Here is a 16,471-nt window from a genome sequence, read left to right on the forward strand (position 1 = left end):
ACGGGTTAAATAATCGGCGAGTATATCATCTATATGCGAATTGCGAGTTACTGGCGCAAACACCCCTGCGGCCCCCTTTGCTCAGTGGCCACTCACCATCCCTTCTCCTGCAATCCACGGCGGCGGGCGATCCAGTAATCCAGGCTGACAAAGCGCCCTCCTCCGGTAAACAACAGCGCCAGCAGCATCACAAAGTAAGTGGCCGCAAACTCGATCCCGTTTTTGAGCACCGTAAAATTGCCTGCCTGAGTCAGCCATTCATAGTTGCCGTGGGCCTTGAGCAGTTCCACCGCCTTGTCCTTGCGCACCACACCTTCGTCGATCAGGTCCTTACGCCACTCCCATGGCATGGTGAGTGTCTGCTCCGGTAGCGCATGCCAACCGTACTGCCAGTGGGCAGTGACCGCCGCCACCGCCATGGTAAACATCAGCGGTATGGCGGCGAGACGCACTCCCAGCCCCAGCACCAGGGCAATCCCCCCGAGAAACTCAGTGAGCGCCGCCAGCCAGGCCATCAGCATCGGCGCGGGCAATCCCAACCCCCAGTCGGGGTTGCCGAACCAGGCCGCTACATTTTCGATACCGGTGATCTTGTTCCAGCCCGCGAGAACGAAAATCGGCCCCAGAAACAGACGCAGAGCGAGAGGACCCAACCCGTCCAATGGCCGCAACAACTGCAGAAAACAGCGATAAATCCGATTGAACCCGTTGTGCACCCCATCCATAATCCGCTCCCGTTATCACCCATACTGGCTTGTTGAACATTTCATCGGTTCAAGACTGGTCGCCAGAGACTCCGGTTTCTTACACACCGCTCGTGTTCCCGTTTGATCAGTTTAGCCAGCCTCTACCGGTTACCCGTAGCAGATTCCCAAGCCAGTCCCATGTTCAGATTCTACAAACGCGCCACAGCCACAGAGCTGCGCCATCTCGCCAACCTCGGTGGGCCACTGGTTGTGAGCAACCTGGCGGTGGTCAGCATGGGGGTCACCGACACCATCGTGGCCGGGCAATCCGGTGAGATTGATCTGGCCGGACTGGCGCTGGGCTCCAGTATCTGGGCGGTATGCGCGGTGGTACTGATGGGGATGCTGGCAGCACTGTCGCCCATCGTGGCCAACTTGCGCGGCGCACGCGATGAACAGGGCTGCGCACAGCAGATGAGCCAGTCGGTCTGGATCGCTCTGATCGGCGGTATTCTGGTGGCCGGCGCACTGCTATTGGCGCCCCAGTGGAGTCAGTGGATACAAACCGAGGAGCCAGTGCGCAAGGTGATGGTGCAGTATCTGCTGGCACTGGCCACCGGCGTACTGCCGTTTGCCTTTGGCAGTGCTCTGCGCGGCTATTGCGAGGGCATGGCGCAGGTGCAGCCGGTGATGCGTATCTATCTCGCCGCCGCGGCGTTGAATATTCCCCTGGATATCCTGCTGGTATTCGGCTGGGGACCGATTCCCGCCATGGGCGGCGCCGGCTGTGGCTGGGCCACCAGCCTGGTGTGCTGGTGTATCGCCATTGCCCTGTTCTGGCATGCGCGCAAGGGCCCGGCCTATCGTGCGCTGAACCTGACGCTGCTGCCACCGCGCCCCCACTGGGCCACCCTGAAGCACCTGCTGGCGGTGGGCATGCCCATCTGTATTGGTGCCGCCAGTGAAGTCACTTTTTTTGCCAGCCTGACCCTGTTACTAGCCTCATACGGTGCGACCATTGTCGCCGCCCACCAGATTGGCCTGAGCATCGGCTCCACCTTCTACCTCGTTGCCCTTGCCCTGGCTCAGGCGGTGAGTATCCGTACCGCCCAGGTACTGGGACAGCATCGCCCCAGGCGGGCGCGTTTTGTGAGCATCGTCGGTGTCGGCAGCGGGCTGATCTACGCGCTGTTCACTGGAGTGATATTGATCGGCCTGCGCCATGTGTTGGTACTCGCTTACACCGATAACCCGGACATCATCGCCATTGCCAGCAACCTGCTGCTACTTGCCGCCGCGTTCCAGCTGGTGGACGTCACCCAGGCCATGGTGTGGGGCGCACTGCGCGGCTACAAGGACACCCGGGTACCCATGTATATGCAGTTGGTTTCCTACTGGGGTGTGGGGCTGACCACTGCCTACTGGCTGGGCGAACAGTACTGGGGCGTGTATGGGTACTGGACCGGTCTGTGCATCGGCCTCGGTGCCGCCGCGCTATTGCTACTGTTGCGGCTGCGCCACACCAGCCGCCGCGCGCTTCTCCGAAGCTGATCACCCGTTTCGCCAATTACCGCGCAAATTCCCGGGAACCGATTGGCTATACTCGCGCTCTCAGCAACCCGACCTCGGAATCATCCCGCCCGACACTGTCACCCGCGTACAATGATTCCGGTCACCGGCCACATCCACAAACGGAGCTTTTCATGCGTCATCGCTCTCTGAGCATTTCCCTGCTGTTCACCCTGTCCTGTTTTGCCTCCCCGGCACTGCTTGCCGAAGAGTCCGATGAAAATGGTGAACCGGTAGAGATTCAGGAACCGGCAGAAACGGTCCCCGAGCAGTCGCAGGAAGGTGAACCATTACAGGAAGGCGCACAGCTGGAATCCAGCGACCAGCCGGAAAAGCCGATGCCGAAGGCCAAGAGCATCGAGCTGGACAAACCGGTGAGCGAACAGGAGCTAGTGGCGCCACCGCAGACAGACGATACCGAGACGGGAACCGAAGCCGCGCCTGAGACAGCAGCGGAGCAAGCGGCCACGGAAGTGCCAAAACCTGAGAAGCCCGTGGGCCACCCATTGCAACTACTGGGTTCGGAAGTGCCTTCCGCTACGTCTACCCGCCTGGCCTGGTCTCCCAGCCAGCATTTTGAAGGCGTCTACAGTGCAACACCGGTACTGGTGGTGAACGGCGCCGAAGCCGGTCCCACCCTGTGTCTGTTCGCCGCCATTCACGGCGACGAACTGAACGGCATCGAAACCGTGCGCCGGGTCATGTACAACCTGAACCCGAAAACCCTAAAGGGTGCGGTGATCGGCGTACCTATCGTCAACCTGCAGGGCTTCCACCGGGGCTCCCGCTACCTGACCGATCGCCGCGATCTGAACCGCCACTTCCCCGGGCACAATCAGGGGTCGTCCGCCTCCCGTATCGCGCGCTCATTTTTTGACGAAGTGGTGACCCACTGCAATGCCATCGTGGATCTCCATACCGGGTCCTTCTACCGCACCAACCTGCCCCAGCTGCGCGGCGATCTGAAAAATCCGAAAGTGGTGAAACTCACCAAAGGCTTCGGCTCCACCGTGGTACTCCACAGCGACGGCGCCAAAGGCACCCTGCGCCGCGCCGCTGTCGAAGCGGGTATCCCCACGGTCACCCTGGAAGCCGGTGCGCCCATGGTGCTGGACGAGCCCTCTGTCAGCCACAGCGTAAAAGGAATCCGCACCCTGCTGAACCAGCTAGGCATGGTGAGCAAATTCCGCCTGTGGGGCGACCCCGAGCCGGTGTACTACAACTCCACCTGGCAGCGCGCCACCACCGGCGGAATCATTTTCAGCAAGGTGCAGCTGGGTGAATCCGTCAGCAAAGGCGACCTGCTGGGCACCGTCACCAACCCAATCACCAACGTGCGCACGGAAATCCGCTCCCAGTACAACGGGCGCATTCTCGGTATGGCAATGAATCAGGTGGTGCAACCGGGCTTTGCCGCCTACCACATCGGTATTCAGGCACCGGAAGAACAGATTCCGGCGCCGGAGGAAGTGACTGCAGAAGCAGAGCCGGCACCGGTGGAGGCGGACAACACCACCACCGGCGAAAGCCCCATGGAAGAAGTGAATGAAAACGCGGGTGAAAGCCACGATGAAACACCGCTGAATAGTGGTGACGAGCCTTCAACAGATTACGATGAGGACCGCGAGGAGGACTGAGTTTTACTCTTTGCCCCGGCTCACCCGATCAACAACTGGTCAAGCGTCAGCATGTAACGGCTCCGGCTGCAGTGTGATGTGGTGAACGGCAAACCGTTGCTCCAACATGCCCTGCAACCGCTTCAACACCCGAGGCCAGGTCGCGAGGTCGTCGACGACGATATGTGCCGACAGATAGATCATGCTGCTGTCCAGACGCCAGATATGCAGGTCGTGCACGGAGCGGACCCCCTCCTCTACCGCCATGGCTTCGCCGACCACCGGCAGGCTCAGTTCTCGCGGCACTCGCTGCATCAATACATCGACCGCATCGCGCAGCAACTTCACGCTGGCAAACAGGATCAACAGACAGATCAATATCGACAGCAATGGATCGATGGGCGTCCAGCCGGTGAAATAGATGACCGCGCCGGCAACCAGTGCCGCCACCGACCCCAGTAAATCCCCCATCACATGCAGCATGGCGCCGCGGATATTCAGGGTCTGTTCGCCCCGGTGCAATACCCAGGCCACGGCGATATTGACCATCAGCCCGATGGCCGCAATCACCATCACCATGCCACCCTGCACCGGCTGCGGGTCCCGCAGCCGATCAAATGCGGCGAGCGAAATACCAATAACAATCAACAGCATCAACACCGCATTGGCCAGCGCGGCGAGCACTTCCGCACGCCCCCAGCCAAACGACATCTCCCGGCTGGCGGGTTTCTGTGCGAGCAGTGCGGCACCCGCACCCAGGGCCAGCGAAAACGAATCGGTAAGCATATGCCCGGCGTCACCGAGCAGGGCGAGTGAGCCTGAAAGCCAGCCGCCGATGGCTTCCACCAGCGCGAAAACCAGAGTGACAACAAGCCCCCAGACCAGGGGTCTGACAGAACTACCAGTGTGACAATGATGGGCGTGATCGTGCATGGAGTCCTTTCCGGGTGACGGAGAAATTCATATGGTCGGCATCCATAGCGGGGTTCAACAAGTTGTCACTTTTCCCCGGTACTCTGTCCTGTACAAGAATATTAGTAGACTCGCATGCAGGGTTGTTTTGCTTACCCATGGCTACCAAATAAATTGCGAGCGCCTCACCGGGGACAACAGGGCAGATGGAGCGTGGATCGGCACTTTTAGGGGGAACAGCCTCAGCAGCACAGGATGAGACCTTCAGCGACCTGCTGGCAGAAAAGCCCAGCCTGCTCGCGTTTATCCGCAGGCGCACGCGAAATGTGTGTGAGGCCGAAGATATCTACCAGGAAGCCATGATCCGAGTAACCCGCAAACTGCAGAATGGCGCAGTGCCGGAAAACCCGCTCGGCTACCTGTACCGGGTAACCGCCAATCTGATCAACGATATCCAGCGTCAGAAAACACAGCCCACCGAGGCACTGGACGATGTGGCTGACAGCCTGTATTGCCAGCAGCCACAGCCGGACCAGCAACTGCATGACCAGCAACACCTGGCACTATTCGTCAAACAACTGAACGAACTGCCGATGGCACTCAGAACCATGATCGTGATGAACAAGGTTCATGGCGTCACCATCAAGCAGATTGCCCAGCAATTCGGTCTCACCACCAAAGCGGCGGAAAAGCAGATCAATCGGGCCATTAAAAATATCGAAGCGAGAATGCACCAACAGTTTTAGCGCAAGCCCTGAACCAGACACCAGTGACACCCATGAACAGAGAACGCCCGCTCAGCGAGCAGGAAGAACAGAGAATTTACCGCTGGATCGTACACGGCGGCGCCGACCAGGCCGACGCCGAAGCATACCTGCAGCACCAGAATTGGCTGCAGGAGAATCCGGCCCGCCAGCGCAAAGCCAGCCAGGTGGATGGCGTCTGGAACCACCCGGACTTCGAGAAAGCCGTGCGCCTGGTTGCCAGCAGCACCCCCGCCGAGGCCATGCTCGCCGCGCCAGCGGCCCGGCGAGCAGGCCGTCGCTGGCCCCTCACTGCCGCCGCGGGGTTCCTGATTGCCATTTCCATCACCGCCCTGCTGCAGCCCTTCGGCACCGGGCAGGATCCCGACACTCAGGTTTACGCTACCGAGCGCCAGCAGACCCGCCACACCGCGCTGGCCGATGGCAGCACCCTCGATCTCAGCGCTCAATCCCGGGTGGCGGTGGATTACAGCGAGCGCAAGCGCCATATCCGTCTGTACGACGGCGAGGCACGCTTTACCGTGGCCAAAGACAGAGAGCGTCCCTTCGTAGTGGAATCTCTTCAGGCATCGATCAAGGCACTGGGGACCATATTCAACGTAGACCAGCGCGGTGATGTCACCGAACTCACGGTGCTGGAGGGACTGGTGTCGGTACACCCGCACAATCAACCGGGCAACACTCGCCATGTAGCCGCCGGCGAACGCGTGCGCATCGCCGGCGACGCCATCGGCCGCGTGCAGAAATTCGACCTGCATAACTACCGGGATTGGCTGCAGGGGCTGGTTCAGGTGGAGGACATACGGCTGGAAGAATTACTGGTGGAGTTCAACCGCTACGCGGATACGCCCGTGACCGCGGCCGATTCCCGCACCCGCAACCTGCGCGTCGGCGGCACCTTCGATCTGCAGGATATGCACAGCAACCTGCAGATCCTCGCTACCCTGCACGAACTGGAAATCGCGGAAACCGGGAGCGGAATCGTTTTGCGCAGCGGGCCCTAGCGGCCCGCTAAAACTCCACCCCCAACCGCAACTGATACCGGCGCCCGGATTGATACGCCATAAACGTCTCCTCGCCCTGGGAGTAACGCCGCGTGTCATCCAGCAAATTCTCCACCGACAAGGTCGCGTGCATGCCATCCAATACGGGTGTGTTGACGATCAGCGCGAGGCTGTCGTACGGATCGCGGTACACATCCGGCACATTCCGATTGTTACTTACAATCTCCAGTTCCCGGCCCGCGCGCTTGTACAACAGCGATACTCCGCGCTCGGTGCTCAGGTGACGGTATTGCAGCTGCAGGCTGCCCAGATACGCGGGCTGCCCCTGCAGCGGGCGGCTTCGGCCTTCGCGCCAGTGGCCCGAGGGAATCGTCACATCCGAGACCATGCTCGCATAGCTGGACTGCAGCACCAGCCGGTGGCTGTCGGCAAAATCCCGCTGATAATCCAGCTCCCATTCCACACCGTATAACCGCGCCGAGCTGGAGTTGGCATAGCTGTAAATATTGAACGCGTGGCTGTTGTTGATAACAGGATCGAAAAATACACCTTCGATCGGATTGTCGATGGTTTTGTAGAAGCCGAGCAGTTTCATATCCAGGCCCAGAAGGTCATTGCGGTACCGCCAGCGCAGGTCCCAGTTTTGCGCCGCGGCCATCTGCAGATTGGGATTGCCGGAAATTTCGATACGCAGATCGGTGTCTTCGTAACGCCGCGGCATCAGCTCATTGACCCCGGGCCACACCGCCGTTTCACTGTACCCCAGGTGCAGCTCCTGCTGCGCAGGTGAGTCAGGCACATACCCCAGCGCAGCGGAATACAGACTCTGCGCACCGTCCATCAGCGGTACCCACGCCTGTGGCTGCGCATCCCAGAAATCCGCATCCACCCCATCCCGCTCGCGCCGAACCCCCAACACGAGCTGCCAACGTTCGTCGAAGCGCGTGTCCGCCAGTACGTAGCTCGCCTGGTTGCGATGTTGTGCCGCGTAAAAACTGCCATCCAGTTCCGGGGGGCTCACAATCAGTTTCAGGTCGTCATCCAGCAGGAAACCGTCGCCACCGGGTGCGCCGAGAATCATTTCCGGTGTCAGAATATCCATGGGGTTGGTCTGCGCCATCCGTTCCCGGTCCTGTTCGATATTCCCCTTGGCGATAAAGGTGTACTCCAGCAGATAGCCGTCCTGACGCGCTTTCAGCCACTCCAGCCCGGATTTCAGTTCTCCGCTCCAGTTCTCTCCCCATTCCCACAGGTAAGCACCGCTTACACCGGCACTCAGGGTTTCCTCACGCATTTCTTCCCAGGACACCTCAAACTGGTTGTAGCCTGGCTCGAAATAATAGGAATCGAAAAGACTGTTGCGCCGGTAGCGGTAGCGCACATCAAAGGGACGGGTATAACGAGATTGCGCGGAGGTCAGGTGCCAGTTCAGCGCGATGCGCTCTTCCGGGCCGATAAAGTGATGCCCGTAAAACTGCCACAGCGCCATCTGGGTTTCGGTCCAGTTGGACAGGCTGCGCAAGCTGCCACTGCCGGCATAGTCGCCGAAGCCGTCGCGCTCGCGGGTTTCGATCTGCTCGGCGCGGTTCACACTCTGGCGCAGCAACAGGAAATTACTGCCCAGTTGATGCCGCTCATCCAGCCCATAGCCCAGTGCCAGCAGCGCATTCAGATTGATGACATTTTCCAGCCGGCGGTGGTGGCCTTCTTCCGTGGCGTAAAGGCTACCGGCACCGCCTTCACCCTCGCCGGCGGCTACGGAGAAACGGTTCAGCACCTGAGACAAGAGTGCCCGCTGCTGCCACGTATTCTGGTAGCCAAGAGACCCGGTCAGCCCCCAGTGGTGACGCCCGCGCTGCCAGGCGCGACCACCGCTCAGGCTCAGCAACCCGTCCGCTCCGGCAGTGCCGTGGTAAATACCTGGATTGCGAGCACCATCCGCGCTGTTCAGAATCGCCTCTCCTGCCGCCTTGCGCTGCGCCGCCTCCCAATCGTCCGGGCTGCCCAGCCGCGCGTTCTGCGCCAGCACCTTTGGCAGTGCGCGGCCGCCGTCGTCGTAACCCAGCCAGTCATGCCCACCGGTGTAACCGCGGATCACCGGCGAGCCCGTTGTGCCGCTGCGGTAGCCGCCGCCGGAAACCAGTGAGAGGTAGGGGGTTTCGGGAATACGCCGGGTTTCGATATTCACCACACCCGCGCTGGCATTGCCCGGTGCATCCGCAAATACCGATTTGCGCAGATCCACCTGATTCAGAATATTCACCGGAAACACATCCAGTGGCACCCGCTGGCCGGAGGGCTCAAGGCTCGGAATGGTGGCACCGTTCAACCGCACCGACTGGTAGCGCCCTTTCATACCGCGAATCACCGCATAGCGCTCCTGCTCCAGTTTTACCCCGGAGATCAGCTCCAGTGCAGAGGCGAGATCGGTAATGCCGAGGGAGTGAATGCGCTCATAGTCCAACACCGCGTCGGCGCTGCCCTGGTAGCGGCCAAACTGGTTGCCGCTGCCTGTGGTCGGCTGCGCCATATACGGGCTGGCCTCCACGCTCACTTCGGCAATCGAGGGGGGTGGTACTGGCGCTGGCGGGGCGGTTTTTGTCTGAGTGGGTTCAGCCCGGTATACCACCAGGGTATCGTTGATCACCCGGTACGCCAGGTCGTTGGGCGCCAGCAGCTGGCTCGCCATTTTTTCCAGTGAGGGGGTTGGGGATGAGCAATCCGGCTGCCACACCACCCGCTCGCCCTTTACAAGCTCGGGTATGGTGACGAGATGGTAGCCGGTTGCCTTCGCCAGTGCCTCGAGCGCCGATAGCAGGCTGCGCTCCTGATCCGCGGCACGGGTATCACAGGGCTGCCCCACCGCCAGCGGGGAAACGAGGGGCCCTAGACATACACAGCACAGAGCCAGCGGACGCAGTGCACAGGGAATAAACAGAAAAACTCCGGGAACCGCAAAGTTAGGGGGACTTTACAACGTTGGCTCCCGGATAGTCGCAAATGGCTGTTGCGGAAAAATGACAAATTGACGGACACCCTGTATCTCGGGTTACCAAGCCACAGGGTCACAGCCCATGCCTCACACACCAATTCCGCGCAGCCCTGACATCAGAATTCTGAATCTGACGTCTTATCGACAAAAATCTGCACACCGCTGAACGAGAAGGTGCCTAAGGGTTCAATACCCAGCAGACAGCTCAGGGTGGATACCGGCTCTTTGTTGAACAGAGTAGTAATGACCTGATTGTTGATGAACTCACCGATCAGCACATCGCCTTTGTAGGCACCGAGGGGGGCGCGCTCGCTCACCGCGGGCTGCAGGGTAACAAAATCGAACCCGCCATAATTCCAGGTCACAGACTGAAACAGGGAGAAGCTCTGCAGGGCGCAATTCGCAATGCCGCCACCAGAAATGACAACTTGCGCTTCCGCACCATCCACCGGGCCATTCTCGTCCACACAGGCAGAGATAGCGGCCTCACCGTAAACCTCATGCCACGCGTCTTCCTTTTCCAGCGGCGCCTGAAAAGACAGAAAGCCGGAAATGGCACACATACGGCCACTGACTTCCTGCGCCTGTACCGATCCAGCGGAAAACAGGGAAACCCCCAATACCACCGCAACAACGCCCAGCAATTTGGACAAGGCCAAATTGGCAATTACCTTTTTCATAACGAACTCCATAATGGAATCAAACCGTTTATTGATTATTTAGGGCAACGCTAAAAATCGTCATTCCCGCGAGGGCGGGAATCCAGAAACCGCGTGGTTACTGAACCCCCCGCGTGAGCTTCGCTGCTCTAGCGAATCGCGGGGGGGGGGGGACGGGAACTTAATTTTTAGAGCTTCCCTGCCATCAAATTCAGATTATGGGCAAGACGGTGCCGCCGCCCAGAAGGTGCTGGCGGTAAAACCGGTTGCGCTGCTATTGGACGCCGGCAGGTTCCAGGCAGTGGGACCTGCATGAGTAGCATCACAGCCGTACTCGATCACACTCCAGTGCGAACCACCGGTAACTGCGGAATCGGTGCGCATGCACTTCACCGGGCTGTCGTAACCAGCGCCGATCACCACGTTGGTGAACATACCGTCGGTACCCTGCTTCAGGTCAAAGGGAATACCGGAAGCCGCGGGCGCGGTGCTGCCGACAAAATCAATGCTCATGTTCGACACGATACCTTTGGAGCGCGGCAGGGCATTGGCATTGTCCGGGTTATTGGCCAGCTCAAGACCGTAGCCGGCACCGTCATTCTGCTTGATGTTCACATTGGACAGAACACCCTGGTACCCCAGGTCCCAATCCACGCTGTCGTCTTCGTTGCAGGCCATCCACATATTGCTGATGCCAACGTTGCCACCAAAGAACTCGACGCCGTCATCCGCGTTGCCCTGCACGTGGATGTTGTTGATGGTGGTCGTGCTGCTGACCGCATACAGCGTCAGACCATTGATCTCGTTACCATCAGAAATCACGTGACCGCCCTCGGCGATAACCACATATTCCAAGGTACCGCTGCTCATGGCATTCGGCGCAGACAGGTGGCCACTGCCGAAGTAAGCCGCACTGGCAACACCTTCCATGGTGCAGACATCACCCATCTGGCCACCGCTAATGGCGCCGCTCGGGCAGGCGTTGCTCTCGCCGAAACCGGCCACTACCAGACCGCCCCACTCACCGGAGCCGTCATAGCCAGCATCGAGAGAGGAGAAAATGATCGGGTCGTTGGCGGTACCCTGTGCATCAATCTGTGCACCGCGGGAAATGATCAGTGCGGATGCGCTATCGACGGCACCGGCGATCTGGGCACCGGCTTCGATCTGCAGCACGGTATTGTCAACGGTGCTCGGATCGGCGTTCTGGATATTGCCATTACCGACGACCACGATACCCGGCAGCGTCCAGATGATCTGCTCACCTTCGTAGTCGCCATCCGCTACTTCTTTTGCCAGCACAACGGTATCGTCTTCAACGATAGACAGCGGCAGCTCACACAGAACCGGCCCCTCGGAAACCTGATCCCAGGTACCGTTAAAGTTACACTCTTCGTCAAGAGCGAGATCGGTAACGGCGTGTGACATTGAAGCCAGCGCCATCAGGCTGACAGACAGAATTGTCTTTTTCATAACCAACTCCTTTCAAGTTTATGCAACAGCTTTCAGAAATTAAAAATGTATCCCATAGAAAACTGGACAATTATTTACAAAAGTACCTCACCGGAGAAAACCCAACCAAATATGATTGAGTAAACCCATATTAAAAAAAACACATTAACCTCTCGTTTCATATCCATATTAAATTCCACTAACCACCGACGACTCTTGTTTTTTAAATTATTAAAAACTGCCTATAGACGAATAAAATACGCAAATGCGACATTAATTTTTTAATTAAAAAAAATTACATAGCGAAGAGAAGATAATTAAAAATTCTCGTATAAATCCTCTACAACTCCCTCACAAAAAACACCCAAAAAAAAGGCCGGATCAAATCCGGCCTTCTAGAGCGCTATAAAGTCTACAATCTATCATCCGCGATGGTTTCACCAACATTGATCGGGATAAAGTAATCCGCCACACCGAAATAATTGCTATCGGCGATAAATTCTTTATCCACGGTCAGCGAGGAGGAATAGTCCAGTGGCGCCTGCCCCAAATTGATCACATCGGCCGCGGGGTAGTCGCTGCCCCAGTCGCTGAAAATCGTGGCCTCAGAAGAATCGAATCGACTTTCACCGTAATATCCAGAAACCACCCAGTCCAGCTCATATATATCCGCAGTTGCCTGTGTCGGACTGGGGATAGTCGCCGAATTACTGGCGTTGCCCGACATATTAACGATCTCGCGGGTAACAAAGCTTTGCCGGACCGCGCTGGCAAATGTGGTGTTATTGGACAAGACACTGCAGCCAAGCGCCAACTGGTTGAACGCGATCTCTTTGCCCACCAGTGCCCGGGTACTGTCGTCGGTTTTGAAACAGTAATCCACCACTTCCCCGTAACCGGGCTCGTAGGGATTCGGGGTGCGATCCTCAATGGTGAAATCGTCGTAATTGCTACCAATCACACTGTTGTACAGAAAGGCACCGGAACCGCTGGCCAGCTCGATAGCGGCCCCGTAGGCGTCATCAAAATCCTGCGGATCCCACTCGGATACATTTAAAGTCATATTGGCGATGGTGGGCATGGAGCGCGGCAGGTCGTTTTCGTGCCCGGGCGCACCATTTAGCCCCTGAATCACGGGGTAGAACCAGGTACTTCCATCACTGCCCTGCACCAGTGCCTCGTACTCCGGAATATCGTCGTCATCGTCCTGCTCCGTGCGCCAGTCCAGCCACAGGTCCTGCATGGTGCCCTGGTAACCGTGGTTCCAGCGGATATGACTGCTCCAGGCGGGTTCAGGATCGTCGATATACAGGTTGCGCAGATTGACCGCGCCGCCGTCGATATCAATGACCGGTGCACCGTAGTTTTTTGCGGCGAGAAATTCCCAGTCGCCATCGTGATACAGGTTGTGGATCTCGCCGCGGCCCACGCTGTTCAACTGGATACGACCGCCGAGCATATGCAGGTTCTCGATCCGCAGATTTTTATGGCTGTTGTCGTAACCGCCGTGGTAGCCGTACTCGCCCTGAATATTGCACACGCGGGTGCCGGGCTCGGCTGTGGCGGCATCGGGGCACTGGTTGTTGCGACCGAAACCGTCGACGATCAAGCCATCCCAGGCAAGGATATCGACATCCGCCGGCTGCCCCGTTTCCAAGTCATGCTGCAAGTACAACTGATCAATCACGCCGATCAGGTTTACCGGCCCCGCCGCATCCGTATCCCCTTCGACAAAGCTCTCTGCACCCACAATCTCGAGCGCGCCGCCGCGGGTAATATGCAGGCCACCGCCGGCAGACACCATCACAGTCGCAGAGGCCTCAATACCCAGGGTTACCGGGTCCGCCTTCATGGCTTCCACCTGCGCCGGATCGGTGAGCTCCAGGTGGCCCTCGCCGATGCGCACCAGGCCATTGATCAGCCACAGGGTGGGCAGTGGATCGTAGGCCACGGAAAATTCGCGCTCTACCAATTCGCCATCGACAAATACGGTGTGCTTGACCATATCCACAACCTGCCCGCCATTCTCCACGGCCAGCCTGTCGGCACCGGTATAAGCATTCAGCAGGAAATCCTCGGTAATAGTGCCGCGCAGCCCGCAGACCTTGTACCGCGGAGTATAGAATCCCCAGGTCGTGCCGGTTTCGTCACGGATAGCAATTTCGTCCCCAAGGTATTCATAGTCATCTTCCAGCACGGCTTTGAAGTCGCACTCCGCCGCCAGCAGCACGCCGACGGAATCGCTCCAGCCCAGATACCAGTCGTCGATGGAATCGCGTACGGAGCCCATGAAGTTCACGTTCGCGTTCAGATAGTTCGCAACCGCGCCAGCGAGGGTAAAGTCGATACTGGATTCGATGCCGGGAATATCGCTGCCACTCGGGACGAAGTTGCTGTCCAGCACTGCAGACACCTGATACACGCCGCTCAGCCCCTGGGTGCTGGCGGCGTAGTCCATTCCCGCCTCTTCGTCTTCTTCTGCAATAGTGGCTTCGCAATCCAGCACTACATTGTCGAAAAAGATTTCAGCCGGGTCACTGGTCTGCAGGCTGGCGGTGGCCGGGTCGTCGATATCCAGGCAGGTGTTGAAGTCCGCTACGACCGAGTTGTACAGCAGCAGGCCGGAGCCCTGTTCCAGCAGTATGGCGGTATCCGCCTGTTCTGCGCCTTTTACGGTGATATTCGCCATCACCGGGCGCGAGCGCGGTGCGGCATCGTGATCGTCGGCGTTATTGCGGCCGTGCAGGGCGTGGCCGACGCTTTCGGCTCCGGATTGCAGAATGGCGTACTGCAGGCTGCCGCGGTAGCCGGTGGCCCATTGCACCTGGTTGCCCACCACATCGGAGACCAGCAGGTTGTCGATATTTACCGCACCGCCATTCAGTGACAGGCCTGTGCTGGCAGAATCGGCAATGTCCAGGTAGTTGATCTGACCCGCAGCGCTGACTTCATTCAGGGTCAGTGCCGGCTGGCCATTGCCCGCATTCAGCACACGCAGGTAGTCGATTTCCACAAACTGCTGCTGCGCCAGTGCGCAAAGCTCGGCGCTACTGCAGCTGTCTGCCAGGCCGTTGATGGTGATACCGCCCCAGCCCGCCTGTGCATCCAGCGCCTGCAGCTCGACCGGGTCTGCCGCGGTGCCAGTGATGGTCAGCGCCACGCCGGGGTTTACCGTCAGCGTTGCACCGGTAGCCACCTGGACGACGGAGGTGTGATCCAGAATGACTTTTTGCGGCCTGGCTAGTAATGCCTGTTGTTGTGCGGCATCCAGTCCGCTGAAGCCTGTGCCCAGGGTGACGTTTCCGCTCAGGCGCCACAACACCAGTTCGCCGTTGATATCGTTGTCGAAATAGAGGTTATCGGCAATCTCACCGGTCAGTTCGCATACGCGGTAATTACTGGTGCCGATACTGACGGTTTCCTCCAGCAATGCGCCGGCACCGTAACAGGGCGCGTAAACCAGACCCAGCTCGTAGCCGTAGACTAGGGTACTGCCGCTCAGTAGGGCCGCGTTGATACCGGAGATCTCGGTGTTGTCAATTTCCAGCCGGTTGGTGAGATCCGGATTCAAGGTGTAGAAATTTTCCGCGTTGGCCAGTGCCTGGGCGGCGTAGTCGCTGCCGTCGTCCGCCGCTGCGGTGGTTTCACTGCAATAAAAAGCGCTATTGGAAATCGCCACACTGGTGTTGCCGTCGGCAATATTCAGGCAGGAGCCAAAGCCCTGCACCACCATATTGGCAATGCCGATATTGCCGCCGCCGGCGAGCGCCAGTGCGGCGCCGGCGTTGAGGGATTGATCCACCAGCGTCAGGCCATCGATGGATACGCCATGGTCACCGCTGCCACTGCTCTCGCCTTTGATGGCGGCGAGATCGGACCGGTGGTGAATGATACTGTTCGCCACCTTGCCGCCAAAACCGCTGCGCCAGTACAGCGCATGCCCCTGGTTGCCCAGGGCTTTGAGATCGAAAATGCTCAGCGCGCCGCCATTTAGTTCCAGGCCATTGGTCGCACTGTAAAAAACGCCGTGGGGAACATAACTCTGGCCCATGTGCGGCGCATTGATGGTGATGGCCGCGGAGAGCCGACCACCGCCATCCAGCTCACCGCCGGCTTCTGCGGCGTAACCCGTAAAGCCGTTGCGTCCGCCGCCAAACAGTATGGTGTTTTCACGGGTTTCCTGCTGCGACAGGCCACCGTAGTAACCCCACTCACCCTGCACATTGCAGAAATTGTCCGCACCGCCGGTAGTGCCGCAGTCCGGGTGGTAGCCGATGCCGTTTACCACCACACCGCCCCACTCGCCGCCGCCGATATTATCGTCGTCGATAGATTCAATATCCGGTGCGAAGCTGCCGTTGCGGTGCACCACCACCACGGTGCCGGGCTTGGCATACACTTTTGACGCGAAGCCACCAACACCGTGGAGCGTATCTGCCTGCAGTTCCGCCAGAGTTGCGTAGCTCTTGCTCTCGCCGATTTCATAGACGCCGTCCAGCACCCACACCAGCGGCTCGAAATTGTGGCTGCTCTTGAGGCGGACATCTCCCTGCTGGCCGGCATCCGTGTTGAGCACGCAGGCCTGGGTTTCCACGCCGTCGATCACTACCGGGTCTGTGGGGGTTCCCACTACACCACCGACAGCCACCTCACACTGCTTCAGGCGGATCTCCAGGGAATCCTCCTGCGCGATATCGTCTGATATGTCCCCCTCACAGGCGGCGAGCAGCAGGGCGCTGGTGGCCAGCGCCAGCCCGCGGCACAACGACGGGAATTTTGGTTTTACTGTAAACATGGATTCACCCATTTATATCTGG

Annotated in this window: 10 protein-coding genes; 4 read left to right on the forward strand and 6 right to left on the reverse strand. The window is 58.9% G+C overall.

The features are described 5' to 3' along the window. Positions 1-92: 92 nt before the first annotated feature. Entirely contained in the window at positions 93-725 is a 633-nt protein-coding gene (locus LRR79_RS15210; protein ID WP_231758020.1) for an HvfX family Cu-binding RiPP maturation protein, read from the reverse strand. Positions 726-884: 159 nt separating this feature from the next. Here LRR79_RS15210 and LRR79_RS15215 point away from each other — a divergent pair, with 159 nt between their 5' ends. Next, a complete protein-coding gene (locus LRR79_RS15215; protein ID WP_231758021.1) occupies positions 885-2,237 on the forward strand; it encodes an MATE family efflux transporter in 1,353 nt (450 codons plus the stop codon). A gap of 152 nt (positions 2,238-2,389) precedes the next feature. After that, entirely contained in the window at positions 2,390-3,892 is a 1,503-nt protein-coding gene (locus tag LRR79_RS15220) for a succinylglutamate desuccinylase/aspartoacylase domain-containing protein (RefSeq protein ID WP_231758022.1), read from the forward strand. A gap of 39 nt (positions 3,893-3,931) precedes the next feature. Here LRR79_RS15220 and LRR79_RS15225 read toward each other — a convergent pair whose 3' ends face one another. Next, positions 3,932-4,804, reverse strand: coding sequence for a cation diffusion facilitator family transporter (locus LRR79_RS15225; RefSeq protein WP_231758023.1), 873 nt, complete (start codon positions 4,802-4,804; stop codon positions 3,932-3,934). 185 nt (positions 4,805-4,989) lie between these two features. Here LRR79_RS15225 and LRR79_RS15230 point away from each other — a divergent pair, with 185 nt between their 5' ends. Together LRR79_RS15230 and LRR79_RS15235 are read left to right on the forward strand one after the other, a co-directional pair. Then, complete coding sequence (locus LRR79_RS15230) at positions 4,990-5,529, forward strand: RNA polymerase sigma factor (RefSeq protein WP_231758024.1); 540 nt, start codon at positions 4,990-4,992, stop codon at positions 5,527-5,529. A gap of 32 nt (positions 5,530-5,561) precedes the next feature. Then, positions 5,562-6,551, forward strand: coding sequence for a FecR family protein (locus LRR79_RS15235; protein ID WP_231758025.1), 990 nt, complete (start codon positions 5,562-5,564; stop codon positions 6,549-6,551). A gap of 7 nt (positions 6,552-6,558) precedes the next feature. Here the strand turns inward: LRR79_RS15235 and LRR79_RS15240 are convergent, their stop codons facing one another. The 4 genes from LRR79_RS15240 to LRR79_RS15255 all read right to left on the reverse strand — a co-directional run bounded on the left by LRR79_RS15240 (position 6,559) and on the right by LRR79_RS15255 (position 16,449). Then, positions 6,559-9,414 carry a TonB-dependent receptor domain-containing protein gene (locus LRR79_RS15240; protein WP_231758026.1) on the reverse strand — a complete coding sequence of 952 codons (2,856 nt, stop codon included), beginning with the start codon at positions 9,412-9,414 and terminating at the stop codon, positions 6,559-6,561. A gap of 245 nt (positions 9,415-9,659) precedes the next feature. Beyond that, the gene (locus tag LRR79_RS15245) at positions 9,660-10,223 is read right to left on the reverse strand and encodes a hypothetical protein (protein ID WP_231758027.1); all 564 of its coding nucleotides are present in this window, start codon (positions 10,221-10,223) and stop codon (positions 9,660-9,662) included. A gap of 195 nt (positions 10,224-10,418) precedes the next feature. Continuing rightward, positions 10,419-11,675, reverse strand: a complete 1,257-nt coding sequence (locus tag LRR79_RS15250) for a hypothetical protein (protein WP_231758028.1) — start codon at positions 11,673-11,675, stop codon at positions 10,419-10,421. A gap of 391 nt (positions 11,676-12,066) precedes the next feature. Further along, entirely contained in the window at positions 12,067-16,449 is a 4,383-nt protein-coding gene (locus tag LRR79_RS15255; protein ID WP_231758029.1) for a P-loop NTPase family protein, read from the reverse strand. Positions 16,450-16,471 lie beyond the last annotated feature (22 nt).

Origin of the sequence: Microbulbifer elongatus (assembly GCF_021165935.1) — a bacterium.
In the GTDB taxonomy this organism is placed as follows: domain Bacteria; phylum Pseudomonadota; class Gammaproteobacteria; order Pseudomonadales; family Cellvibrionaceae; genus Microbulbifer; species Microbulbifer elongatus.